A 25,227-nucleotide genomic window follows, 5' to 3' on the forward strand; every position below is an offset into this window, starting at 1 on the left:
ATTGTCCAAAGCCCCGGCAACGGAACGCAAGACGGAAACCGGCGCGCCGCTGCGCGGGCTTGGTTATTCCACTTTGCCGGGCGTGGCCGACGAAATGCTCGATACCAACGGCAAGGTCAGGCCGGTCTGGAAGCACCTCCTCGGTGCGCTCTCGCGCATGTCGGAACGCGAATTGCACGAGCGCTTTGCCCGCACCGACCGCTATCTGCGCGACGCGGGTGTGTTCTACCGCGATTACAGCAAGGGTAGCAGCGAACGAAACTGGCCGATCTCGCATATTCCAGTGCTGATCGACGACAGGGAATGGACGGTTCTCTCTGAAGGGCTGAAACAGCGCGCCGATCTTCTGGAGGCCATGGTCGCCGATTTTTACGGCGAAAACCGATTGGTGAACGAAGGTTACGTGCCGCCGGCGCTGATCGCCTCCAATCCGGAATATCTGCGTCCAATGGTCGGTGTCAAACCGGCAAGCGGCCATTACCTGCATTTCTGCTCATTCGAAATCGGACGCGGACCTGACGGAAACTGGTGGGTGCTGGCGGACCGGACGCAGGCACCTTCCGGCGCGGGCTTTGCCCTGGAAAACCGGGTGGCGACCACCCGCGCGCTTTCCGATATCTATGCCGAAACCCACGTTCACCGTCTCGCCTCATTTTTTGGCGCTTTCCGCGACACGCTGCAGGCGCACAGAAAACATCCTGACGATCGCATCGCAGTGCTGACGCCCGGCCCCGCCAACGAAACCTATTTCGAACACGCCTATATCGCCCGTTATCTCGGCTTCATGCTGCTGGAGGGCGAGGACCTGACTGTCGTCAACGGCCGCGTCATGGTTCGAACCGTGGCGGGGTTGAAGCCGATCGGTGTGCTCTGGCGGCGTCTCGACGCCTCCTATTCCGATCCGCTGGAACTCAACCAGCAATCCCATATCGGCACGCCCGGCATGGTGCAGGCGCTGCGCAACGAAGCGCTCACCATCGTCAACGCCCTCGGCAGCGGTATTCTCGAAACGCGGGCGCTGCTTGCCTTCATGCCGCGCATCTGCCGCCACCTTCTGGGCGAGGAGCTGAAGCTGCCGTCGATCGCCACCTGGTGGTGCGGACAGGAATCGGAACGCCGCCACGTTGCCGGCAATATCGAGGGCATGGTCATCGGCCCGGCCTATTCCCGCCTGCCCTTTTTCGACGACAACGGTCAATCCGTGCTCGGCTCTTCCCTGCGCGAGACGGCGAAGGAATCGATCAGCGACTGGCTGGCCTCCGATGGTCACAAGCTGGTGGGCCAGGAAGTCGTGAAGCTTTCAACCACGCCGGCCTATATCGACAACAAGCTGGTGCCGCGTCCGATGAGCCTTCGTGTGTTTGCCGCCCGCACGCAGAATGGCTGGCAGATCATGCCGGGTGGCTTTGCACGAATTGGAAGCGGCGATGACGTTTCCGCCATTGCCATGCAATCGGGTGGCAGCGCGGCGGATGTCTGGATCGTCAGCGAAAAACCGGTGGAACGCACGACCCTCCTGCCGGCGGAAGAGAGCTTTACCCGCAATATGCCGGGCAGCCTGCCAAGCAGGGCTGCCGATAACCTCTTCTGGCTCGGCCGTTATATCGAACGTTCTGAAGGCGCATTGCGCATCCTGCGTGCCTGGCACGGGCGTTATGCCGAGTCGGCCGATCCGCGCCAACCCCTGCTCGCCCATGTGACGCGGTATCTCGAAGCGCTTGACGTGGAGATGAACGATGCCGTGCCGGAAAGCCTGCTGAACAACATCAACAGCGCGCTTTATTCCGCCAGCAATATCCGTGACCGCTTTTCGCCCGATGGCTGGCTGGCGCTGAACGACCTTGCCAAGACAGCCCGCCGTTTCCACGCGAAAGTGGCGCCAGGCGACGATGCTACCCACGCCATGACAATCCTTTTGCGCAAGCTTGCCGGCTTTGCCGGTCTCGTGCATGAAAACATGTACCGCTTCACCGGATGGCGTTTCCTGTCGATCGGCCGTTATCTCGAGCGCGGCCTGCATATGACGCGACTTCTCGGCCACATGACCGGGCCGGACGCGCCTGACGGTTCCTATGACATGTTGCTCGAAATCGGCGACAGCGTCATGACCCATCGCCGCCGTTACAATGTCGCTACGGCAGGTCTGACCGTCACCGATCTTCTGGCGCTTGATCCGCTCAATCCGCGCTCGATCCTGTTTCAGCTGAACGAAATCCGCACCGAGGTGGAACAGCTTCCAAATGCCTTCGTGAACGGCCAGATGTCTCCTTTTTACCGCGAAACGATGCGTCTGCATTCCGGACTCGCCGTCATGACTCCGGAAAACATGAACGGTGCGGTCTATCGCCAGCTCGAAACCGACATGGAACATCTGTCCGATGTTCTGGCCCGCACCTATCTCGGATAGCCTTATGCTTTACGATCTTTCCCTGCACATGGGTTACACCTACGACACGCCGGCCCATGGCGCACGCCACATTATCCGCGTGCTGCCGCTGTCGATCCCGGGTCGGCAGAGATTGGTCGCAGGTTCCATCGACGTTTCGCCCGTGCCGGAAGAACGTGCCGTCTTTGACGATTTCTTTCATCAATCGTCTACCTCGGTGCATCTGCGCGCGCCGCATGAAAAGCTGGATATCCGCATGCAGGCGCGGGTGATGGTGGAAGCGCCGGCCATGACGGCTGATTTTTCACCCGAGCTTTCCCGCCTGCCGCAAGACCTTGCCGATGTCTGGTCCATCGATTTCCAGTCACCGCATCATTTCATCGGCACAAGCCCGAGAATAGGGATGGATGCGGCGATCTCGGCCTATGCGCGGGAATTGCTGAAACCGGGAATGACCATCCGCGAAATCGCGCTGGCCATGTGCAAACGCATCCACAAAGACTTCACCTATGATGGCGAGGCAACCACCGTGGATACGACACCATCCGAAGCCTTTAAATTGAAGCGCGGCGTGTGCCAGGATTTTTCGCATATCATGATCACGGCGCTGCGCAGCCTCGGCATTCCCGCCGGTTATGTCAGCGGTTTCCTGCGCACCATTCCTCCGCCGGGCAAGGAACGGCTGGAAGGCGCCGATGCGATGCATGCCTGGGTCCGCATCTGGTGCGGAGAAGCGGCCGGTTATCTGGAACTGGACCCTACCAATGATATCGTGGCCGGCAGCGACCACATCGTCGTCGGTTATGGCCGCGACTATTCGGATGTTGCACCGGTGATCGGGGTCCTGAAGAGCTACGGCAACCAGCAGATAAAACAGGCCGTGGATGTGGTTCCCGTCCAGCAATGACACACTGTGTGTTATTTCAATCTTCCAACCCATTAATTCTTGAAAATACTTCGAAAACTGCGCCAATTTGAACGGTTTATAAAATTATAATCTTCGTGTTAGCGGATTTTACATCCTTTGCGGGTTTCCTGCGCTTAATCGAATATTCTAATCGGTGAGCCCCATCATGACCGCCTCCACAGACAAAAAACTGAAGCGCCGTTTCCTTGCCGATACCAGCGGTAATTTCGGCATCATGACGGCAATATTGCTGCCGGTGTTGTTGGGCGTGGCCGGAGCCGGTTTGGAACTGGCAAATGTGATGCAGGTGAAAGCCGACCTGCAGAACACGGCCGATTCTGCGGCGCTCGCTGCAGCAACCGAGGCGCGCCTGAAAGAAGGCGATGCCACCGACGAGCAAATCAAGGAAATCGCCAAGGCTTTCATCGCTGCGCAGATGGAAAAGAACCTGACCGAGGAAGAGAAAAAGGAGCTGGAGAAGAACTCCTCAGTCGCTATTTCTGCAAAGGAAGATGCACGCGGCAAGACCTACACCATCGAGACCACATTATACCGTCAAGTGCAGCTCAACCCGCTGCTGGGGTTCGTCGGTGTGAAGACGCTCGATATCGCGGCAACCGGTACCGCGAAGAGTACCGTCAACAAGGGCGCACCGATCTCCATGTATCTGGTGCTCGACCGCTCCGGTTCGATGTCCTTCAAGACGGACAGTGTCGACAGCACTAAAACGTCCTGCCAGAACTACACATCCGATAACTGGGGCAAGTATCCCAATCTCGGAAAGACATCGCCCTGCTATGTCAACAAGGCCGCATCGTTGAAGACCGCCGTCGGTTTTCTCGTTGCTACATTGAACAAGGCCGATCCGACCTACACCGCGAGCGGCGGCTCCCAGCTCGTTCGGACCGGCGCCTCGGTATATACACATGAGACCTATGCGGCTCAGGCCATCAGCTGGGGTACGAGCAGCGTTGTCAGCTACGTCAATAAACAGATCCCGGAATTTCCCACTGGCGGCACGGATGCCCGCAGCAGCCTGAACGCCGCATATAACGCCCTTAAAAAAACGAATCCGGACGAAGCGACGGCACATAAGACACAGGAAAACGAATCCTTCGAGCGCTATATCGTCTTGATGACCGATGGTGAAATGACTGGAAACAGCGCCTCGTGGAGTTCCAGCATCGACCAGTCGGTGCGCACCACCTGCGAGACCGCCAAGAAAGACGGGATCAAGATTTTCAGCGTCGCCTTCATGGCGCCGGACAAGGGCAAGTCGCTGCTGCAATATTGCGCTTCCAGCCTGGACAATTATTACGCGCCCGAAAACATGGAGCAGATTGTCACCGCTTTTGGCGAAATCGCCCGCAAGGCAGCCGGCAGCATAGCCACGCTGACCAACTAACGAAAATTCGGCAGACGAAGACGCAAACATATCGCTTCCGGGGTATTTGCCCCGGAGGCCAGTGTTATCAGGCTCTGCATGGCTGACAAGACATGAGCGGCAGGTGACAGCGGCGGCGACCCGTGGCATAGGAGGGCCGCTCCCATTCATAGGCCCCGTCATGATCCGCATCGAAAATATCAGCAAGTCGAACAGTCACCGCATTCTTTACATCGAGGCCTCCGCCGCGCTCAATCGTGGTGAGAAGATCGGCCTTGTCGGGCCGAACGGTTCCGGCAAGACCACGCTGTTTCGGATGATGACCGGCGAGGAGCAGCCGGATGAGGGACAGGTCGTCGTCGAAAAGGGTATGACGGTCGGTTATTTCGATCAGGATGTCGGTGAAATGTCCGGACGCTCCGCGGTCGCCGAAGTCATGGAAGGCGCAGGCCCGGTCAGCGAAGTGGCGGCGGAACTGCGGGAGCTGGAAGCCGCCATGTCCGATCCCGACCGGATGGACGAAATGGACGCTATCATAGAACGTTACGGTGAAGTGCAGGCGCGTTACGAAGAGCTTGATGGCTACGCACTGGAGGGCCGCGCCCGTGAGGTTCTGGATGGCTTGAGCTTCAGCCAGGAAATGATGGACGGTGATGTTTCAAAACTGTCCGGCGGCTGGAAGATGCGTGTGGCGCTCGCCCGCATCCTTTTGATGCGCCCGGACGTGATGCTGCTTGACGAACCGTCGAACCATCTCGATCTCGAAAGCCTGATCTGGCTTGAGGATTTTCTGAAGAACTATGACGGCGCATTGTTGATGACCTCGCATGACCGCGAATTCATGAACCGCATCGTCACCAAGATCATCGAGATTGATGCTGGCAGCCTCACCACCTATTCCGGCGATTATGGATTTTACGAACAGCAGCGGGCACAGAACGAAAAGCAGCAGCAGGCGCAATTCGAGCGTCAGCAGGCCATGCTCGCCAAGGAAATCAAGTTCATCGAACGCTTCAAGGCGCGTGCCTCGCATGCCTCGCAGGTGCAGAGCCGCGTCAAGAAACTTGAAAAGATCGACCGCGTCGAACCGCCAAAACGGCGCCAGACGGTCGCTTTCGAATTCGCACCGGCCCCAAGATCGGGTGAGGATGTCGTGGCGCTGAAGAAGGTCAACAAGGCCTATGGCAGCCGCACGATCTATGGCGAGCTGGACTTCATGGTGCGGCGCAAGGAGCGCTGGTGCATCATGGGCGTCAATGGTGCTGGAAAATCGACCTTGCTGAAGCTGGTGACCGGCACGACCGAGCCGGATTCCGGCAATGTCACGCTCGGCGCCAGCGTCAAGCTCGGTTATTTCGCCCAGCACGCCATGGATGCTCTGGATGGCGACAGCACCATTCTGGAATGGCTGGAGGAGCGTTTTCCAAAAGCCGGGCAGGCGCCTCTGCGTGCGCTTTCCGGCTGTTTCGGCTTCTCCGGCGACGATGTTGAAAAACGCTGTCGTGTTCTTTCCGGCGGCGAAAAAGCCCGTCTCGTTATGGCGGCCATGCTATTCGATCCACCGAATTTCCTCGTACTGGATGAGCCGACGAACCATCTAGATCTCGACACCAAGGAGATGCTGATCAGGGCTCTGTCGGATTATGAGGGCACGATGCTGTTCGTTTCCCACGACCGCCATTTCCTCGCCGCCCTTTCAAACCGGGTACTTGAACTGACCCCGGATGGTATTCACCAATTTGGCGGCGGCTACACGGAATATGTCGAAAGCACCGGGCAGGAAGCACCGGGCCTTCGCAGCTGAGGAGACTTACCAGACGCATGGTCTCCGCAACGGTAACTTTCGTACTCGATACTGGAGAAGCAGATGCGGATCGTGGTTTACAGCGCCAAGCCCTATGACAGGCAGTTCCTTGACGCCGCCGCCGGGCCGGGCATGCGGATACAATATTGCGAAGCGCGCCTGTCGCTTGAAACGGTGGCCCTGGCGGAGGGAACCGATGCGATCTGCGCCTTCGTGAATGACGACCTGTCGCGGCCCGTGCTCGAAAGGCTGGCGGAAATGGGTGTGCGGCTCGTCGCCCTGCGCTGCGCCGGCTTCAACCAGGTCGATCTTGCGGCCGCCGAGAAGCTGGGCCTCACCATCGCTCGCGTCCCCGCCTATTCACCCTATGCGGTTGCCGAACATACAATGGCACTCATCCTGTCGCTCAACCGCAAGATCCACCGCGCCTATAACCGCGTCCGCGAAGGCAACTTCGCCCTTGATGGCCTGCTTGGTTTCGATCTCCACGGCAAGACCATCGGCATCGTCGGCACGGGAAAGATCGGCGCGATTTTTGCGCGTATTGCAGCCGGCTTCGGCTGCCGTCTCATCGGTCACGATCTTCATGCGAATCCTGATTGCGAGGCGTTGGGCATGGCCTATGTTACGCGGGAGGAATTGTTTCGGACATCGGACATTCTTACGCTGATGTGCCCCCTCACACCGGAAACCAGGCACCTGATCCGCAAGGAGACGCTGCCCCTCCTCAAGAAAGGCGTGATGCTCATCAATACCAGCCGCGGCGCGATCATCGACACGCGGGCCGCGATCACGGGTCTGAAAGATGGCAGGATCGGTTCTCTCGGCATCGATGTCTATGAGGAGGAGGGCGATCTCTTTTTCGAAGATCTTTCCAATGACGTGCTGCGCGACGATGTCTTTGCGCGGTTGCTGACCTTCCCCAATGTTTTGGTAACCGGTCATCAGGGGTTTTTCACGGAGGAAGCCCTCAAAAACATTGCGGACACCACGATCGGCAATATCGAGAGCTTCATCAGCACTGGCAAAGCGCTGCATGCGGTTTCCACCGGGCAGCTTGCAAGCCCCGTTTAGCGCTGCCGCCGGTGACAGGACATTCGTAACCCCGGTCGCACGTAACCTTTGGATGAAACATGTATTTTCATCCTTCCCGACTGTGGGCACGGAAATGTGGACGTCGGTTCTCCGGCTTTCGGCGAAGCACCTCGCTCCAGGAGCTGCCGCCGCCGCCCCGACCCTGAATTATTCATGCTTCGAGCCTGCGGAAATCGTCGGCAGGCCGATTGCCCGCCCCAAATCGCCGGTATAGGTTTCGAGCAATCTTTTCAGAGCTTTCAAACCGGACCGGTCGAGCGACAGATGCAACTCAAAGACTGCTATAATTTCCACGATTTTCGCCGCATGGCCAAACAGCGTCTTCCCGGGCCGATCTTCAACTACATAGACGGCGCCGCCGATGACGAGGTAACGTATCGGCGGAACACGGCTGCGTTCGAAAATTGCGATCTTGTTCCGGATGTGCTGCGCGGCGTGTCCGACGTGGACATGTCGGTCACCGTCATGGGGCAAAAGCTCTCCATGCCGGTCTATTGTTCCCCGACGGCGCTGCAGCGCCTCTTCCACCATCAGGGAGAGCGAGCGGTCGCGGCCGCGGCGGGAAAATTCGGCACCATGTTCGGCGTCTCCTCGCTCGGCACCACCAGTCTTGAGGAAGCGCGCCGGATCAGCGGCGGGCCGCAGGTCTATCAGTTCTATTTCCACAAGGATCGTGGCCTCAACCGCGATATGATGGCACGCGCCAAAAGCGCCGGCGTCGAGACAATGATGCTGACCGTGGACAGCATTACCGGCGGAAACCGCGAGCGCGACAAGCGCACCGGTTTTGCCATCCCCTTCAAGCTCAATCTCTCCGGCATCGCGCAATTCGCCATCAAGCCGGCCTGGGGCATCAATTATCTGACACATGAGCGCTTCAGCCTGCCACAGCTCGACGGCCACATCAAAATGGATGGCGGGGCTCTGTCCATCAGCCGCTATTTCACCGAGATGCTGGACCCTTCCATGAACTGGGATGACGTGGCGCAGATGGTACGAGAATGGGATGGGCCTTTCTGCCTCAAAGGCGTCATGTCGGTTGACGACGCGCGGCGGGCCGTCGAAATCGGCTGCAGCGGCATCGTGCTCTCCAATCATGGCGGTCGCCAGCTCGATGGTTCCCGCAGCGCCTTCGACCAGCTGGCAGAGATCGTCGATGCGGTTGGCGACCGGATCGATGTGATGATGGATGGCGGCGTACAGCGCGGAACCCATGTCCTGAAAGCCCTGTCTCTGGGCGCAAAGGCTGTGGGGCTCGGCCGCTATTATCTTTTCCCTCTCGCTGCCGCCGGCCAGCCCGGGGTGGAAAGGGCGCTGGAAATGATGCGTATCGAAATCGAACGCGGCATGAAGCTGATGGGCTGCACCACTGTCGAGCAGCTGACGCGACGAAATCTACGGTTTCACGGCTAGAGCCGTATTCCGTATTTCCAAGCATGCTCACAGCTTCCCGCTGTAGTCACAGGCCATTTCCACCGCGTTTCGCCGATATTCCAGGAGCGCTGCACCGATATTCCAGATAAGCGCCAAGGATACCAGCACGCAAATGCTACCGGAAATCAAGGAGCGGTGGCGTTTGGCACCCGACAGAAACAGCCAGCCGATGATGGCATAGGCTGCAAGTGCTGGTACGGCAGGCATCAGAACCGATATAGGCCCGTCGCAATCTGCCGCCTCGATGCCGATGGCGCGATACTCAGCCGGCGTTGTCACGACACCGAGGACGGCGACGGGCAACATCGCAGCGAGAACCGCATAACGGAAGAAACGAGGCGTATCGGGCATATCGGCTCCATAGCCGGATAATTAAATTTAGCGACTTGCCCGCAAACTTCCATACGGACTGCTTTAATGGTGTTTTCTCGAAAGCCGCCGTTCAGCAACGTCATGTTGGCGTTCCTGAACGGGAGCTTGCCCTATTTTACAGAGAAATCCAGCATTTTACGGAATCCAAACTTGGCAGACAGCGCAGAATGTGATTATAGTTGCATGATGCAACCATAATGGATTTAGCATGCCCGAACAGTCCCTTCCCATAAATGACATCCGCTTCACCTCGCGTCGGCTTGTCCGTGAACTCGGCTTCATGGGCGGGGATTTCGCCGGCACCGATCTGCCGCCCTCTGCCGTGCATGCCCTGATCGAGATCGAGACATGCCCGGGCATCACGGCGCGCGATCTGGGGAAGCTTCTGCGGCTCGAAAAATCGAGTGTCAGCCGCATGCTTCGCAAACTCATTCTGTCCGGGGATGTTCTGGAGGCGGCGGACAGTGAAGATAACCGCATCAAGCGGCTCTATCTGGCCGGACGAGGGCGGGATCGGGTCGGTGCCATTCACGCCTTCGCAAACCGGCAGGTATCGAACGCCCTTTCACGGCTTGCCCTGGCGGATGGCCGCACCATTCTGGAAGGGCTTCGTCTTTACGCCGACGCGCTGGAAGACCGGAGCGATGCCGCGGTGCCCACCGTGGAGATCGTAGAGGGTTACAGGCCCGGTCTCATCGCCCGCATCACGCAGATGCATGCGCTTTATTACGCCCGGACATCCGGTTTCGGCCAGCCTTTCGAATCCGTTGTGGCTGAGGGTCTCGCCTCCTTTTGCAACCGGCTCGAAAAACCACAAAACGCAGTATGGGCCGCAATGCGCGGGCAAGAGATTATCGGCTCCGTCGCCATCGACGGCGAAGACTTGGGATCGGACATCGCGCACCTACGCTGGTTCATTGTTGATGACGGCGTGCGCGGTGGCGGTGTAGGGCGCAGGCTGCTCGCCGCGGCACTCGCCTTTGCCGACAGAAAGGCTTTCGCCGAAACGCATCTATGGACATTTAACGGTCTTTCGGCCGCACGGCACCTTTACGAGACCCATGGTTTCGCCTGTGTCGAGGAACGTCCCGGCAGCCAATGGGGAAGCGAGGTTCTGGAGCAGCGTTTCGTCAGGCCACGAGAGCTTTGATCTCACAGACACCCTGCAGCCAAACCGATGGCCGCACTTAAACACTGCTGAGCAGGAGGCTGGTTTCGCTGTTCGAGACGCCGTCTATCATACGGACCTCCCGCAGCACCCGGTCGAAATCCGAGAGGCTGCCGGCGCGGATATTCGCCACCAGATCCCAATTGCCATTGGTGGTATGGAGCGAGGAAATCTCGGCAATGCCACGAAGCTTGCGGATAACCTGCGTGGTCGATTTTCCCATGACCTCGATCATCATCACCGCATGGACCGCCCGGTCATCATAGTCCTCGCGCACCCGCACGGTAAATCCAAGCAGTGTGCCGGTTTCCGTCAGCCGGTCCAGCCTGTTCTGCACCGTGCCGCGCGCGACACCCAGCGCATCGGAAAGTTTGGCTAGCGACGCCCGGCCATCGACCCTGAGATGGGCGATGATTTGCCGGTCGAGTTCATCGGGTATGTATTTTGCAATACTCATGGAATCTGACCGATTTGACAATTGGATTGAACATATTGTTCAAACTGGCTTCAGAAACAACAAGCTTCTGCGATTTCGGTTGAACAGGCCCGGCAGCTATCTTCGTTCCAGCAAGCGAGGAGTTGCCCATATGCCCCTGTCCCCGTCGCCAAAAGCCCTTATTCCTTTCGTCAGCGTCGAGAACATGATGCGCCTGGTGCATCATATCGGCATAGAGCAGATGCTGGTTGAGCTTACAGATGCCATCGAGGCGGATTTTCGCCGGTGGCCATGCTTTGACAAGACGCCGCGCATCGCCTCGCATTCGCGCGAAGGTGTCATCGAACTGATGCCGACCTCCGACGGGGAGATTTACGGCTTCAAATATGTGAACGGCCATCCGAAAAACATGGCGGAAGGGCTTCAGACGGTCACCGCCTTCGGCCTGCTCGCATCCGTCTCCACCGGTTATCCGGTGCTCTTGACGGAGATGACCCTTTTGACGGCGCTGCGCACTGCCGCCACCTCGGCAATGGCCGCCCGGCATCTCGCGCCGAAGGGTGTGAAAGCCATGGCGATGATCGGTAACGGAGCTCAGGCGGAGTTTCAGGCGCTGGCGATGAAGGCGGTGCTCGGCATTGAGGAGGTACGCCTCTACGATATCGATCCCCGCGCTACCGAAAAGACCGCCGCAAACCTGAAGGAAAGCGGCCTGACGGTGATCCCATGCAAATCGGCACAGGCTGCAATCGAAGGGGCCGGCATCATCACCACCTGCACCGCCGACAAGCAATATGCGACCATCCTGACCGACAATATGGTCGGCGCCGGCGTGCACATCAACGCCATCGGCGGCGATTGCCCCGGCAAGACGGAATTGCACAGGGATATTCTGCTGCGCGCCGACACCTTTGTCGAATATCCGCCGCAGACACGCATCGAAGGTGAAATCCAGCAGATGGACGCGGATTATCCGGTGACCGAGCTTTGGAAAGTGGTTCTCGGCGAGGCCGAAGGCCGTCAGGACACACGCCAGATCACCCTGTTCGACAGCGTCGGTTTCGCCATAGAGGATTTTTCCGCCCTGCGTTACGTGCGTGGCAAACTCGAAGGCTCGAGCTTCTATCAGGAAATCGACATCATCGCCGATCCCGATGATCCGCGTGATCTCTTCGGCATGTTGCAACGCGCCCGGACCTGAGGAGCAGAATGATGAAAAAAAACTATTCCATTCAGGCGCCGGCCGCCGTCGTCATGGTGCGTCCGCATCATTTCACGGTCAATACAGAGACCGCCGCTGACAACCGGTTTCAGGCAACACCCGACAGCGGCGAGGACTTCAGCGCCATCGCCCATGCGGAAATCACCCGAGCGGCACAGACACTGGAAAGCCATGGCGTGACGGTGCATCTATTTGAAGACGAAGGCACACAAACACCCGATTCCGTCTTTCCCAACAACTGGTTTTCCACCCATGCCGGCGGCCATGTCGCAATTTATCCGATGAAGGCCGAAAGCCGCAGGCGCGAGCGTCGGCACGATGTCATCGAGATGTTGAAGAGCCGCTATCGCGTTCAGGACATCATCGATTATTCCGGCCTGGAACCGGACGGTCTTTTTCTGGAAGGCACGGGCGCCATGGTTCTCGATCATATCGACCGTGTCGCTTATGCCGTGCGGTCCGACCGCACCGACCCGATCGCGCTCGAGCGCTTCTCGACGCATTTCAACTTCGAGCCGATGGTGTTCGATGCCCGTGATGAGGCGGGCGTGCCGGTCTACCACACCAATGTCCTGATGTGCATCGGCACGGATTACGCAATGATCGGCCTCGACATGATCGCCGACGAAGGCCGGCGCGCGGAAATCGTCGCCCGCCTCGAACGATCGGGACGACGGGTCATCGCGCTCACCAATGCCCAGATCCGCGGCTTCGCCGGCAACGCGCTGGAGTTGCAGGGGCGGGACGGGCGCATCCTCGCCCTTTCCAACACCGCTTACGCTTCGCTCACCGCGGCGCAGAGGGACACGATCCGCGAAAGCGCCGTTCCAGTCGCGCTTGACATACCGACCGTCGAGAAAGCCGGCGGTTCAGTTCGCTGCACGCTTGCCGGCATTCACCTGACACCACGATGATGGGATCTCAGGCCGGGATTTTGAGCGAATGTCGATTTCACCAATGCGACTATACAAATCGCTCAAAATGCCTGCAGAAAATGCGCTGAAATGCCATTTTTTATAGCCGTTCAACTTCGCTAGACTGTTTTTTATCGATGCAGCGGCGGTCCTTTCATCTGGGCCGCCAGCGCATCTCTCGTCATCCAAAGGCTTGGGAGGGCCTTCCTCATGAAGATAAAAATAAAGAAATCACTGCTCATGTTCTGACGTTCGTCGCCAGAAGAAGCCCCGTGCCGTCTCTATGATCCGCGACAGCAAAAGGGCGTTTCCTCAACATATATTCCCCGTTGTTTTTCACCTTCGTGCAGCGCGTTCCGCTGTCCGCAGCCAGATGGCTGCACGCTTTTTATACGGAGTTTTCCCATGTCGATCCTCAAGAAAATAGCTCTTGCCGGGCTGGCCGTCGCGGCGCTGGCATCGGCCTTGCCGGCCTCCGCCGACGATCTGGCCAAGGTCAGGGAACGCGGCACTTTCAGCTTCGCCATGAGCGGCAGCTTTCCACCCTTCAGCTTCGTCAACGACAAGAACGAAGTCGTCGGCTTCGATGTCGATATCGGCAATGAACTGGCAAAGCGCCTTGGCGTGAAGCCGGTTGTGGTGACGACGGCATGGGACGGCATCATCGCCGGCCTGATTTCCGGCAAATACGAAGCAGTCGTGGGATCCATGACCATCACGCCGGAACGCGAAAAGGCCGTCGCCTTCGCCGGCCCCTATTACCATAGCGGCAGGGCCGTCTTCGTCCCCGAGACATCCCCGGCAAAATCCCTCGATGACCTGAAGGACAAGAGCGTCGGCGTCACCCTCGGTGAAGTCAGTGACAAGTGGGCGCGCCAGCGCGGCGACTGGACCGTGCGGACATACAAAGCTCTGTCGGAAGCGCTGCTCGACCTCCAGGCCGGCCGCATCGACGCCATCGCCGCCGATTCCATTCCCGTTCTCGTGGCCTCGAAAAGCAGCGGGCAGAATGTACGGGAAATCGCCATTCCCGATGCCGGAAACGGCGACAGTATCGGCATTGCGTTGCGCAAGAACAGCGGCGAACTCAAGGAGGTGATCCAGAAGGCGCTGGAAGACATGCGCGCCGACGGCACCTACGAAAAGATTTCGATGAAATGGGTCGGCCGCGACATTCGCTGACAGCCGCCCCGATGCAAACCGTGGAAGGAAGGTTCCCTCCGTGGACCTTCCCTTTCCTTTCTCAGTTCGAGAGGAGGCACAATGGGCTTCTCCTTAATGACGCAGGTGTTTCCATTTTTTCTGGAAGCCGCGCTCGTCACGCTTGAAATCACCATACTCGCTCTGGCGCTCGGCCTCGTCCTCGCCACGCTCGCAACAGCGGCGCGCCTTGCCCGGTCGAAGCTTCTGCGCTTTGTCGGGAGCGCCTATGTCAGCGTTTTTCGCGGGACGCCCTGCCTGCTGCAGCTTTTCATCCTCTATTACGGTGGCCCGCAGATCGGTATCGATCTCGACCCCTTCACTGCCGGCGCGATCGGCCTCGGCATCAATGTCGGTGCCTATCTTGCCGAAGCCATGCGCGGTGCGATCCTGACCGTCGACAAGGGGCAAACGGAAGCGGCCCGGTCGATCGGTTTCGCCCGCGGGCAAACAATGCGGCTCGTGGTGTTGCCGCAAGCCGGCCGCTTGATGATCCGTTCCATCGGCGTCAATACGATCATGCTGCTCAAGGGCTCTTCGCTGGTCTCCGCCATCTCGGTCGTGGAACTGACCTATACCGCCCAACGCTTCATCGGCTCGACCTATCGTCCCTTTGAAATCTTCGCCGTCTCGGCAGCCATATACATGGTGCTGGTCTATCTGCTTGCCCGTCTGATCGACGCGCTCGATGCCCGTTTTGCGCTGAAATAGGAGGTATTCCATGCTGGATTTCACCATCGTTCCGCCCTTTGCCGCTGCGATCCTCACCGGCGCGCTGTGGACGGTCATCATCGCCGCAAGCGCCGCCGTCATCAGCTTTGCCGGCGGCGTGCTCATCGCGCTCGCCACGCTTTATGCACCGCGTATCGCCCAATATCCCGTACGTTTCGTCAGTTGGGTGCTCATGGGAACGCCGCTGCTACTGCAGCTCTATTTCATCTACTACGGCCTTTCCCAGATTGGGGTGAACATTCCGGCAATATGGACCGGCATCATCGGCCTCGGACTGCATTTCGCCATCTACAATGCCGATATCATCCGTGTCTGCATCCTCGGCATCGATAACGGCCAGACGGAGGGCGCCCGCAGCATCGGTTTCAGCAAGGTGCAGACGCTGCGTTACATCATCGTGCCGCAGGCCGTGGTCCGCGCGCTGCCGCAAATCGGCAACAACATGATCGCCATGCTGAAGGACACCGCCGTGGTTTCGGTTCTCGGCGTTTCCGAACTGGTTCTCGCCTCCCAGCAGGCAATCAGCGAAACCTATCGCCCCTTCGAATTCTATCTCGTCGCCGCCGCGATCTACTACGCGATCAATCTGACGCTGGAATTCGCATTGCGCAGGACCGACAAGAAAATGGAGTTTATCCGATGAGCAATTCCCAGCCGATGGTCCAGCCCACCGTGGACGTGCGCAATGTCGCAAAGTCCTATGGCGACCTCGAAGTTCTCAAGAACATCAATCTTTCGGTAGCAAAGGGCCAGATCGTCGCGATCATCGGGCCGAGCGGCTCCGGCAAGAGCACGCTACTGCGCTCCATCAACCATCTGGAAACGGTCAACTCGGGAGAAATCTACCTCGAAGGCCTGCAGGTCAATCAGCCGCTCACGGGCCGCGCTTTTGAACGCCACATCAATGCCGTGCGGCAGGACATGGGCATGGTCTTCCAACACTTCAACCTGTTCCCGCATCTCAGCGTGCTGGAAAACATCACACTGGGGCCGATCACGCTCAAGAACATGACCAAAAGCGCGGCGACAGAGCTTGCCCTTTCGCTGCTGGCCAAGGTGGGGCTGGATGCCAAGGCGGCCGCTTATCCTTCCATGCTCTCCGGCGGCCAGAAACAGCGGGTTGCGATTGCCCGCGCGCTCGCCATGCGGCCGAAAGTCATGTTGTTTGACGAGGCAACCTCCGCTCTCGACCCGGAACTGGTGGAAGAGGTCAACCAGGTCATGAAACAATTGGCGCGCGAGCATATGACCATGCTGATCGTGACCCATGAAATGCGCTTCGCCGCGGAAGTCGCCGACCGCGTAGTGTTCATGGACAAGGGGCTGGTGGTGGAGGAAGGCCCACCATCCGAAATCTTCGTCCGGCCGCAGCAGGAGAGGACGCGCAGCTTCCTCAAGACCTATTTGAACAATTGAGCGTCCGAGCAAAACCACAGGCGCAAGCTATTGCGCCTGTGTTCTCAAGGCCTGGCCACGCCGACAAAATTAAAAGGCGAGCTGAACCTTCATGGATTTGCTCCTGTCACCGGCGGTTTCAAATGCCGTGACTGCCTCTTCCAATGGGAAAGTTCCGGTCAGCAGAGGTGTCAGATCGACACGGCGTTGGTTGATGAAATCGACGGCAAGTCCGAATTCCTCATGGAAACGGAAGGTGCCTTTCATCTCGATTTCCTTGGCAACCACCATATTCTGTGGAATGGAAACATCGCCGCCAAGGCCGAGTTGAACCACGGTGGAGCGGGGTTTCAGCGCTTCGAGACCTGACCGGACAGCCCTTTCATTGCCGGACGCCTCGAACTGCACATCGAAATAACCCTTGTTCACCGAATAAGCGGAGAGCGCATCCGGGTCGCTCGCGACATTGATGACGCGGTCGGCCCCAATGGCGAGCGCCTTTTGCAGAACCGCATCCATGACATCGGTCGCGACGATTTCCCGGGCGCCATGGGCGCGGGCGGCGATGATGGCAAGCGCCCCGATCGGCCCACAGCCGGTGACCAGAACACGTTTGTCCGTTAGTGCGCCGGCGCGGTTGACGCCATGCAGCGTTACCGCGAAAGGTTCCGCCATGGCCGCTTCATGAATGGAGATACCGTCCCGCACCTTGTGGCACTGATACGCCTCGGCGACGAGACGCTGACGAAACGCGCCCTGAATATGCGGCATGGGCATGGCGGAGCCATAAAAGCGCATGTTCAGGCACTGGTTCTGCTGGCCCTTCAGGCAAAATTCGCAATGGTTGCAGGGCCGGCTCGGCGATACGGCAACCCGGTCGCCAACGGCGAGACCGGAGACACCCTCTCCCAGAGCCTTGATGGTACCGGCCACCTCATGGCCGAGGATCATCGGCTCCCGCACGCGCACCGTGCCGAAGCCGCCGTGATTGTAATAATGCAGGTCGGAGCCGCAGATGCCACCCGCTTCGATAGCAACCTCGACCTGCCCCGGGCCGGGCTGCTCGGTCTCCCGTTCCTCGATCCGCAGATCCTTGGCCGCGTGGATGACAACCGCTTTCATAGTCTCTCCTCCCATGAGGGTTTTGCTCGGCGGCTGTTGCCGCCAGGCCTTTCCTCGGATTTTTCTCAGATATCGACAACGAGGCCCTTGGCTTTCAGAACCGGCTCGAGCTTGCTGACCTCGATCACCGACTTGCCCTGCTTGTAGGCTTCGATGTAACCGGCCTCGGCATCTTCGCGGGCCTGCGAAAGCTTGGCCGCTTCCTGCGCTTCCTCGCGCCTGACGACGACAAGACCATCGGCATCACCGACGATGATATCGCCTGGATTGATAATTTCGCCGCCGACGATCACCTGGTCGTTGACCGCGGCAATGGTCTCCTTGACCGTGCCCTTGATGCAGACGCTGAGCGAAAAGACCGGGAAGCCGAGGTCCCGCAGTTGCAGCGTGTCGCGCACGCCGGTATCCGTCACCAGACCACCGATACCCTTTGCGAGGCAGGCATTGGCGAGAACGTCGCCGAACGAGCCGGCTTCCTCATATTCGCCGGCGGAAACGACGATGATGTCGCCCGGCTTGGCATAGTTGATGGCAAGTTGCAGCATGATGTTGTCGCGCGGCGCGCATTTGACCGTGAAGGCCGGGCCGCAGAGCTTCATGCGATAATCGACCGGCTTCAGCCGCGAAGACAATGCGCCGCGACGCCCCTGCGCCTCATGGATGGTCGCAGGAGAGAATTTGGCAAGGGCTTCGACATCGGCCTTGGCCGGACGCTGCGCTATATCTTTAATGTGGATCATGAAAACCTCCCACGTTGAAGCTGTCGGCGAGAGCGTCTCGCCGACCGATAGTGTTGAAGAGTTGGAAAATTTGACCGAGGCTGAGCCGAAGCTCAGGGGATCGGGTCGAACTTCAGTTCGGACAGAGGCACGACCTTGTCGGTGCGTGTCATCTTGTATTCGGTGTTCGGGCCAAGCCACTTGTCCCAGATGCGGTTGATCTCGCCATCCGCATCGAGCTTGCGCAGGATTTCGTTGATCTTGGCGGTCAGCGCCGGGTTGTCCTTGGCCATGCCGATGCCGATGGGCTGGAAGAGCATCGGCTCTTCGATCATGCGCATCTGCTTGCCCTTGGTCTTGGATTCATTGACGAACTTGGTCATCGTCATGGTGTTGCCAACGATGCCGCGCGCCTTGCCCTGCTGGACGGCGAGATAGGCCGACGCCGTATCCTGGAATGTCAGCGGCTCGGACTTGTTGAGCTTGACCGAGAGTTCCGACGTCGAGCCCTTGCTGGACGCGATGCGCTGACCGACGAAGTCAGACTTCTTGGTGCCGGGGTCATCGACCGGAACGATCAGCATTTCCTTAGCCAAATAATAAGGATCGCTGAACTGGATCTGCTCGGCACGGCTCTGGGTATAGGCGAGGTTGGCGACCGAGAGATCGACGCGGCCGAGCTTGACTTCCGGAACGCGCGCTTCGACGGAAACCGGCTTGACCTCGGCCTTGACGCCGAGTTCCTTGGCGATGGCGCCGCACAGATCAACATCGAAGCCGGCCATTTCACGTGTCTTCGGATCCGGCGAGGCAAAAGGCGGTACGTCGGCGAATGTCGCGCAGCGCAGCGTCTTGTTCGCAATGATCGTGTCGAGCTGGTCGGCCTTGGCCGGCATGATGGCAGCCGAGGTCGTCAAAGCGACGGTAAGAGTAATGCACTTCCAGTTCATTTCAGTTCTCCCTGTTATTATAGAGGTTTGGGTTGATAGTTCGGTCCTGAGCGGGATTTCAGGCGAAAACCGCTCACACTTTTCGCCATCCCGCCCTAGTGCCTGAGATCAGCGAGAAAACGCTGGGCACGGGGATGTTGCGGATTTTTGAAAAACTCGTCCGGCTTAGCCGTCTCGAGAATGCGCCCGGCGTCGATGAACCAGATGCGGTCGGCCACTTCACGGGCAAAGCCCATTTCATGGGTGACGCAGAGCATGGTCATGCCTTCGGCTGCGAGGCTCTTCATGACGGCGAGCACCTCACCCACCATTTCCGGATCGAGCGCTGAGGTCGGCTCATCGAACAGCATGACCGGCGGCTCCATGGCGAGCGCCCGCGCGATCGCGACGCGCTGCTGCTGGCCGCCGGAAAGCTGTGCGGGATAGGAATTGGCCTTGTCGGCAAGGCCGACGCGATCGAGAAGCTTCAGCGCCTTGTCATGGGCGACGGCCGGAGAAACACCCTTCACCCGGATCGGCGACATGGAGACGTTCTCCACCACCGAAAGATGCGGGAAGAGGTTGAAGCTCTGGAAGACGAAACCCACCCGGCTGCGCAGCGCATTCAGCTCCTTTGCGCGCATCTGGGCATGGATGTTCCTGCCATCGAGCATGATCGAGCCGCTGCTGATCTCCTCCAGACGGTTGATCGTGCGGATGAGGGTGGACTTGCCGGAACCCGATGGCCCGCAGATGACAACGACTTCGCCACGGGTGACGTTTTCGTTGACATCCTTGAGCACCTGATAATCGCCATAGCTTTTGCAGACCTGCGAGAGCGTGATGGTGTAGGGATCTTGAGTGGCGGAAACTGGCGCGGTCATAGCTGCTCCGTAACGATATTGGCGGGGGCCGGGGCCGTGTCTGCGGCAAGCTTGCCACGCGGGCCAGCCCGCCGGCGGGCGATACGCCGCTCGAGAAGATTGGCGACATGGGTCAGCGACCAGCAGATGATGTAATAAACCAGCGCCAGAATGAGGAAGACCTGGAAAGGCTGGGTCAAAAGCTGGTTGTTCACCTGGTTCGCCGCAAAGGTCAGATCAGGCACATTGATGACGTAGCCGAGCGTCGTATCCTTGATGGTGGACACGAATGTCGAGATCAGGCTCGGGATCATGTTGTAGAGCGCCTGCGGGAGGATGATATAGCGCATCGCGCTGAAATATCCGTGCCCCAGCGCACGCGCCGCATCCATCTGCCCCGCTCCAAGCGACACGATGCCGGCGCGGACAACCTCGCTCATGAAAGCACCCTGATAAATGACGAGCGTCGCCAGCATGGTAACGAAGCTCGGCACATCCGCCCCGGTCCACAACGGAACGAGAAAATAGCTCCAGAGAATGAGCAGCAGCAGCGGCACGCCACGGGTGAAATACACCACGGCGGTGACCGGCCAGCGCAAGAGCCGCCATTTCGACAGCCGCGCCAGCGCCATCAGAATGCTGACGGGAAAGGCTAGCGCGATGCTGAGCGCTGAGAGGATGAGCGTGTTGGCAAGGCCACCGAGCGGCCCGTTGGGATATTGGCCGATCAGGAGAAGCAGCCAGTAATCCTTGATGATTGCGATCATGTCGTGGATCATGCCCGTGCCCTCCGCAGTGGATCGGCACGCATGGAGATATAGGCTCCGAGACCCATGATCAGCAGCGAGAAGAACAGATAAAGCACGGTGGCGACCAGATAGACCTCAAACGTCCGGAAACTCAGATTCTCGACTTCCTTGACCGCATGGGTGAGTTCGGGCGCGCCGATCAGAACGCCGAGACTGCTGTTCTTGAACAGCGAAGTGCTGTGATTGATCAGCGGCGGCAGCGCGTTGCGAACGCCCTGTGGCATGATGACGAAACGCATGGCCGAGACATAGCTATGCCCGAGCGCACGCGCCGCTTCCATCTGGCCGGGATTGATGGAGCGAACGCCGGAACGCAGATCTTCGCTGAAATAGGCGGCCTGACAGAGGCCGAGGCCGATAATGGCGAAGATCGCTTCCGCATTATGGCTGGAAAGCCAGCTGGCCAGCCCGCTCGGCAACAGCGTGAAGACGCCGAAATACCAGAGCATCAGCTGCACCAGCGTCGGAACGTTCCGGTGATAGGAAACATAGGCCGCCACCAGCGGATCGCCGAAGCGGAAGGGCGACAGGCGGACGGCGAGAAGCACGATGGCCAGCGACATAGCGAGAAGCCACGAGCCGGCATAGATGATGAACGTCATCTGGATGCCATGCAAAAGCATCGAGACGTAATCTGTATTGCTCAGAATTGCCCAGAGGTCAAAACCGCTCACGCGAGTTTTCCTCCGGAACCGCCCGCAGCTGCCTGATATTCGGCGGTTTGGGGCTTGGCCGTCTGCAGCCCGCCCATGACCTGAAGCGTCGGGGTGATTTCCATGTGGCCGATATTCATGGCCACGGGTGCGGCGATGGCAAACGCAATCGCATCGGCGATATCGGACGCCTGCGGCAACTCGAAACCATCGATGAAACGTTCGCGAATGCTCGGATCATCGCCATGCACATGATTGAAAATATCAGTCGCGACGCGACCGGGGCAGATTTCCGTCACCCGCACGCGCTTGCCGAAAGCATCGATGCGCAGCTGGTTGGACAGCATCGCCACGCCGGCCTTGCTGGCGTGATAGGTGGAATTACCGCCGAAATTGTAATTGCCGGCAATGGAGGAGATGTTGATGACATGACCGCGATCACGCGCCACCATGCCCGGCACCACCATGCGGCACAGATGCAGCACGGCACGCAGGTTCACGTCGATCAGGAGATCGATATCGCTCTCATCCGCTTCCAGAAATTTCTTCGGGCGGTCGACGCCGGCATTGTTCACGAGGACATCGAACGCAACTTCGCTCGTCAGCTTTGCAAGCGCCGGCCGGTCCGTCACATCGATGGCATGGGCAAAGCAGCCCGTGCGCTTCGCCAGCTTGTTGAGAGCGTCCGCGCTTCTGGCAACCGCATGCACTTCCAGCCCTTCGCGGCAAAGGCGCTCAACGACGGCGGCGCCAATTCCGGAAGATGCGCCGGTTACGAGTGCGGTCTTGTAGTCTGAGAATGGCATGTTTGTCCCCTATCGTTGAGCAAACATTAGTGAAGCTTTCATCGCTTGCCTAAGACCGATTTTTTTTGGAGTAATAAGCAACTTGTATGGATGACGGATGCGAACGCTACTTTCGGCACTGCGTCAGTCCGGCTGGCGAAAGGGCACACCTGCCCCGTCACCACCCGAACCGCCTAGACGACCGGCGTCGGCAAATCTTTCCCCGCAAAATGCGCATCCAGATTGGCGAGAACCAGAGCGCCCATTTCCAGCCGCGTCTCATGGGTCGCAGCGCCGATATGCGGGGCGAGAACCACATTGCGCATGCCGAAGAGTGCCTCGGGAACATGCGGTTCGTTCTCGAAGACATCGAGCGCCGCACCTTTCAACCCACCCGCCACGAGAATATCGACCAGCGCCTTTTCATCCACCAGCGACCCCCTGGCGACATTGACTAGAACCCCATCCGGCCCCAGCGCCTCCAGCACCTGGCGGTTGATGGCATGTTTCGTCTCCGGCGTCGCCGCAGCCGCGACAATCAAGACGTCACAGGCACGCGCGAGCGACACCGCCGTCGGATGATATTCATGGGCCACATCCTGTTTTTGCCGACTGAAATAGGAAATTTCCGCATTAAAGGCTTCCAGCCGCGCCGCGATGGCACGGCCTATGCGGCCGAGCCCGTAAATGCCGTAACGCCGGCGCGACGCCTTGTTGCCGAGCGGCATCTCGTCTCTTTTCCATGCGCCAGAGCGGACATGGTGATCCGCATTGACGAGTTGGCGCAGCAGCATGATGGAAAGTCCAATGGCGAGATCGGCGACGTCCTCGGTCAGCACGTCCGGCGTGTTCGTCACCCTGAAGCCGCGCGCGCGGGCCTGATCGAGATCGACCTTGTCGAAACCGACGCCGTTGATGGCGACGATTTCGAGAGCCGGCAGGCAGGCGGCGAGATCAGGGGCGACACCGATATGGCCGCCGGTGACGACAGCCTTTATCGACGCCGCCTCCGCCTGCAAAAACGCCTGCTTGTCGGATATTTCGTGCCAGCGATGGACCCGGAAGCGCTTTTGCAGTTCGGCTTCTATCTGTGGCTGAAGCGGGTAGGTTTGCAGAAGATCTGGCTTCATGCGCGCTCCTTAGCCGCGACCGACGAAAGGCATGCCGCTCGCCATCACCGTCATGGTGAGTACATTCGCTTCCAGCGGCAGCGAGGCCATATGCACCACGGCCCTGGCGACGATACTCGCATCGATGGTGGGTTCGATGGCGGTGCTGCCATCCGCCTGCAGCACGCCGGTGGCCATGGCGCGCGTCATTTCGGTGCTGGCATTGCCGATATCGATCTGCCCGCAGGCAATGTTGAATGCCCGGCCATCCAGCGCGGCCGACTTGGTAAGGCCGGTAATCGCGTGTTTGGTCGCGGTATAAGGCGCCGAACGCGGCCGCGGCGTGGTGGCCGAAATCGAGCCATTATTGATGATGCGCCCACCCTGCGGCGACTGCGCCTTCATCTGGCGAAATGCCGCCTGTGTACAGAGGAAGGCGCCCGTAAGATTGGCCCCGACCACCGCGTTCCAGGTTTCGAACGGCACGTCTTCGATATGGACAGCCGGCGCCGACATGCCGGCATTGTTGACCAGAAGGTCGAGACGGCCGAAACGGCCGGTGACCTCCGCAAACAGCCGTTCGACATCGGCCGGAACGGAAATATCGGCCGCGACGGCCAGAACGCGGTCTCGATGTTCGCGCCATTCGCCGACAGCGGCGTCCAGAACCTCCCCCCGTCGCCCGGTGATCGCGACGCTGTAACCATCGTCCAGGAGCGCTTTGGCAATCGCCTTGCCGACTCCTGTTCCTCCGCCCGTGACGAGCGCGATCTTTCCATCACTCATGCTGCTTTCCCCTCCAGCTCATCTTCCACATGCGCCTGAATGATTTCGGCAAAGGACGTTTCCGCCCTGAAGCCGAGCGACAGCGCCAGTTGCGGATCGTAATCCTCGGCCCAGCCATCGACGATCCGGATGATCCGCTCGTCGGGAACGCGTTTGATAAGCGCCACAGCCTTTTCCCCGGCAAAGGCGCGCAGGGCCTCGATTTCATCGGCCACCGTGGCAGAAAGCCCCGGCATGATGAGATTGCGGCGAACGCCAAGCCCGGAGAGATCGACACTCGCGGCGCGCAGCAGGAAGGCGACAGCCGAGCGCGGGCTGGCGAACCAGTGGCGCACGGTATCTGCAACGGGCAGCACCGCTTCCTGGCCCACCAGCGGTTCGCGCAGGATATTGGAGAAGAAGCCGGAGGCGGCCGCATTCGGCTTGCCGGGGCGGATGCAGATGGTGGGCAGGCGGATGCTGACGCCATCGAAGAAACCGCGACGGCTATAATCCGCAAGCAACAGCTCCACGATCGCCTTCTGCGTGCCGTAGCTGGTCAGCGGTGCCGGCAGGAACTCGTCGCCGATCACCTTGGGGAATGGCGAGCCGAACACGGCGAGCGACGAGCAGAACACTACGCGCGGCCGGTATCCATCCTTTTGATGCTCCAGACGGATGGCTTCGAACAACGAACGTCCGCCATCGAGATTAATGCGATAGCCTTTCTCGAAATCGGCCTCCGCCTCGCCCGAAACCACGGCGGCGAGGTTGAAGATCACATCCGGTCGCCTGGCGATCAGCTTTTCGGCGACGCCGGCATTCGACAGATCGCTACGCTCGACGGTCAGTGTGCCGCCAAAGCCTTTCGGCGCAACCGGCTCGAAAACATCCGTCAGCGTCATTTCGGTGATCTTCACACCGCCAAGCGCTCCGTCAGAAGCGAGACGTTGCATCAATTTGCGGCCGATCATTCCCGCCGCGCCGATTATCAGAATATGCATATTTCACCTTTGTTTGGCCG

The 25,227-nt window shown here is 59.3% G+C and carries 26 protein-coding genes; 13 read left to right on the top strand and 13 right to left on the bottom strand.

The window, feature by feature from the left end; genetic code table 11:
• The first annotated feature begins 1 nt into the window (after position 1).
• The 5 genes from CFBP6623_RS19425 (at position 2) to CFBP6623_RS19445 (ending at position 7,555) form a co-directional block, all read left to right on the top strand.
• Positions 2-2,407, top strand: a complete 2,406-nt coding sequence (locus tag CFBP6623_RS19425; protein WP_046798998.1) for a circularly permuted type 2 ATP-grasp protein — start codon at positions 2-4, stop codon at positions 2,405-2,407.
• A gap of 4 nt (positions 2,408-2,411) precedes the next feature.
• On the top strand, positions 2,412-3,293 hold the full coding sequence (locus tag CFBP6623_RS19430) for a transglutaminase family protein (RefSeq protein WP_046798999.1): 882 nt from the start codon (positions 2,412-2,414) through the stop codon (positions 3,291-3,293).
• A gap of 166 nt (positions 3,294-3,459) precedes the next feature.
• On the top strand, positions 3,460-4,698 hold the full coding sequence (locus CFBP6623_RS19435; RefSeq protein WP_046799000.1) for a vWA domain-containing protein: 1,239 nt from the start codon (positions 3,460-3,462) through the stop codon (positions 4,696-4,698).
• Between the two features lie 160 nt (positions 4,699-4,858).
• The gene (locus CFBP6623_RS19440) at positions 4,859-6,481 is read left to right on the top strand and encodes an ABC-F family ATP-binding cassette domain-containing protein (RefSeq protein ID WP_046799001.1); all 1,623 of its coding nucleotides are present in this window, start codon (positions 4,859-4,861) and stop codon (positions 6,479-6,481) included.
• 63 nt (positions 6,482-6,544) lie between these two features.
• Positions 6,545-7,555 carry a 2-hydroxyacid dehydrogenase gene (locus CFBP6623_RS19445; protein ID WP_046799002.1) on the top strand — a complete coding sequence of 337 codons (1,011 nt, stop codon included), beginning with the start codon at positions 6,545-6,547 and terminating at the stop codon, positions 7,553-7,555.
• A gap of 168 nt (positions 7,556-7,723) precedes the next feature.
• On the opposite strand, the gene CFBP6623_RS27025 is transcribed toward CFBP6623_RS19445, so the two are convergent.
• The gene (locus CFBP6623_RS27025; RefSeq protein ID WP_210238633.1) at positions 7,724-7,870 is read right to left on the bottom strand and encodes a hypothetical protein; all 147 of its coding nucleotides are present in this window, start codon (positions 7,868-7,870) and stop codon (positions 7,724-7,726) included.
• On the opposite strand from CFBP6623_RS27025, the gene CFBP6623_RS19450 reads away from it, so the two are divergent.
• Positions 7,841-8,989, top strand: a complete 1,149-nt coding sequence (locus CFBP6623_RS19450) for an alpha-hydroxy acid oxidase (protein WP_046799003.1) — start codon at positions 7,841-7,843, stop codon at positions 8,987-8,989. The genes CFBP6623_RS27025 and CFBP6623_RS19450 overlap by 30 nt on opposite strands.
• Positions 8,990-9,016: 27 nt before the next feature.
• Here the strand turns inward: CFBP6623_RS19450 and CFBP6623_RS19455 are convergent, their stop codons facing one another.
• Complete coding sequence (locus CFBP6623_RS19455) at positions 9,017-9,361, bottom strand: hypothetical protein (protein WP_046799004.1); 345 nt, start codon at positions 9,359-9,361, stop codon at positions 9,017-9,019.
• A gap of 229 nt (positions 9,362-9,590) precedes the next feature.
• Between CFBP6623_RS19455 and CFBP6623_RS19460 the strand changes: the two genes are divergently transcribed.
• The gene (locus tag CFBP6623_RS19460; protein WP_080842861.1) at positions 9,591-10,532 is read left to right on the top strand and encodes a MarR family winged helix-turn-helix transcriptional regulator; all 942 of its coding nucleotides are present in this window, start codon (positions 9,591-9,593) and stop codon (positions 10,530-10,532) included.
• Positions 10,533-10,569: 37 nt separating this feature from the next.
• Here the strand turns inward: CFBP6623_RS19460 and CFBP6623_RS19465 are convergent, their stop codons facing one another.
• Positions 10,570-11,007 (bottom strand): Lrp/AsnC family transcriptional regulator, encoded by a 438-nt coding sequence (locus tag CFBP6623_RS19465; protein WP_046799006.1) that lies wholly within the window; start codon positions 11,005-11,007, stop codon positions 10,570-10,572.
• Positions 11,008-11,137: 130 nt separating this feature from the next.
• On the opposite strand from CFBP6623_RS19465, the gene CFBP6623_RS19470 reads away from it, so the two are divergent.
• The 6 genes from CFBP6623_RS19470 to CFBP6623_RS19495 all read left to right on the top strand — a co-directional run bounded on the left by CFBP6623_RS19470 (position 11,138) and on the right by CFBP6623_RS19495 (position 16,470).
• The gene (locus tag CFBP6623_RS19470; RefSeq protein ID WP_046799409.1) at positions 11,138-12,187 is read left to right on the top strand and encodes an ornithine cyclodeaminase; all 1,050 of its coding nucleotides are present in this window, start codon (positions 11,138-11,140) and stop codon (positions 12,185-12,187) included.
• Between the two features lie 11 nt (positions 12,188-12,198).
• Entirely contained in the window at positions 12,199-13,122 is a 924-nt protein-coding gene (gene ctlX, locus CFBP6623_RS19475; protein ID WP_046799410.1) for a citrulline utilization hydrolase CtlX, read from the top strand.
• Between the two features lie 405 nt (positions 13,123-13,527).
• Entirely contained in the window at positions 13,528-14,304 is a 777-nt protein-coding gene (locus tag CFBP6623_RS19480) for an ABC transporter substrate-binding protein (RefSeq protein WP_046799007.1), read from the top strand.
• Positions 14,305-14,385: 81 nt separating this feature from the next.
• Complete coding sequence (locus tag CFBP6623_RS19485; RefSeq protein WP_046799008.1) at positions 14,386-15,033, top strand: amino acid ABC transporter permease; 648 nt, start codon at positions 14,386-14,388, stop codon at positions 15,031-15,033.
• Positions 15,034-15,043: 10 nt separating this feature from the next.
• Positions 15,044-15,697, top strand: coding sequence for an amino acid ABC transporter permease (locus CFBP6623_RS19490; protein ID WP_046799009.1), 654 nt, complete (start codon positions 15,044-15,046; stop codon positions 15,695-15,697).
• The gene (locus CFBP6623_RS19495) at positions 15,694-16,470 is read left to right on the top strand and encodes an amino acid ABC transporter ATP-binding protein (RefSeq protein WP_046799010.1); all 777 of its coding nucleotides are present in this window, start codon (positions 15,694-15,696) and stop codon (positions 16,468-16,470) included. The genes CFBP6623_RS19490 and CFBP6623_RS19495 overlap by 4 nt, the downstream gene beginning before the upstream one ends.
• A 69-nt stretch (positions 16,471-16,539) precedes the next feature.
• Here CFBP6623_RS19495 and CFBP6623_RS19500 read toward each other — a convergent pair whose 3' ends face one another.
• From CFBP6623_RS19500 to denD, 10 genes are all read right to left on the bottom strand, one after another.
• The gene (locus CFBP6623_RS19500; protein ID WP_046799011.1) at positions 16,540-17,571 is read right to left on the bottom strand and encodes an L-idonate 5-dehydrogenase; all 1,032 of its coding nucleotides are present in this window, start codon (positions 17,569-17,571) and stop codon (positions 16,540-16,542) included.
• Positions 17,572-17,636: 65 nt separating this feature from the next.
• Positions 17,637-18,311, bottom strand: coding sequence for a 4-carboxy-4-hydroxy-2-oxoadipate aldolase/oxaloacetate decarboxylase (locus CFBP6623_RS19505; protein WP_046799012.1), 675 nt, complete (start codon positions 18,309-18,311; stop codon positions 17,637-17,639).
• Between the two features lie 92 nt (positions 18,312-18,403).
• Complete coding sequence (locus CFBP6623_RS19510; protein ID WP_046799013.1) at positions 18,404-19,240, bottom strand: ABC transporter substrate-binding protein; 837 nt, start codon at positions 19,238-19,240, stop codon at positions 18,404-18,406.
• A gap of 95 nt (positions 19,241-19,335) precedes the next feature.
• On the bottom strand, positions 19,336-20,103 hold the full coding sequence (locus CFBP6623_RS19515) for an amino acid ABC transporter ATP-binding protein (protein ID WP_046799014.1): 768 nt from the start codon (positions 20,101-20,103) through the stop codon (positions 19,336-19,338).
• Positions 20,100-20,861 (bottom strand): amino acid ABC transporter permease, encoded by a 762-nt coding sequence (locus CFBP6623_RS19520; protein WP_046799015.1) that lies wholly within the window; start codon positions 20,859-20,861, stop codon positions 20,100-20,102. The genes CFBP6623_RS19515 and CFBP6623_RS19520 overlap by 4 nt, the downstream gene beginning before the upstream one ends.
• Complete coding sequence (locus CFBP6623_RS19525) at positions 20,858-21,565, bottom strand: amino acid ABC transporter permease (RefSeq protein WP_046799016.1); 708 nt, start codon at positions 21,563-21,565, stop codon at positions 20,858-20,860. Before CFBP6623_RS19525 ends, CFBP6623_RS19520 begins: the two co-directional genes overlap by 4 nt.
• Entirely contained in the window at positions 21,562-22,350 is a 789-nt protein-coding gene (locus CFBP6623_RS19530; protein ID WP_046799017.1) for an SDR family oxidoreductase, read from the bottom strand. Before CFBP6623_RS19530 ends, CFBP6623_RS19525 begins: the two co-directional genes overlap by 4 nt.
• A gap of 173 nt (positions 22,351-22,523) precedes the next feature.
• Complete coding sequence (locus CFBP6623_RS19535; protein WP_046799018.1) at positions 22,524-23,459, bottom strand: 2-hydroxyacid dehydrogenase; 936 nt, start codon at positions 23,457-23,459, stop codon at positions 22,524-22,526.
• Positions 23,460-23,468: 9 nt separating this feature from the next.
• Entirely contained in the window at positions 23,469-24,224 is a 756-nt protein-coding gene (locus tag CFBP6623_RS19540) for an SDR family oxidoreductase (RefSeq protein WP_046799019.1), read from the bottom strand.
• Positions 24,221-25,207, bottom strand: a complete 987-nt coding sequence (gene denD, locus CFBP6623_RS19545; RefSeq protein ID WP_046799020.1) for a D-erythronate dehydrogenase — start codon at positions 25,205-25,207, stop codon at positions 24,221-24,223. Before denD ends, CFBP6623_RS19540 begins: the two co-directional genes overlap by 4 nt.
• Between the last annotated feature and the right edge of the window lie 20 nt (positions 25,208-25,227).

The sequence above is a fragment of the Agrobacterium tumefaciens genome (genome assembly GCF_005221385.1).
GTDB classification, from domain to species: Bacteria; Pseudomonadota; Alphaproteobacteria; order Rhizobiales; family Rhizobiaceae; genus Agrobacterium; species Agrobacterium tomkonis.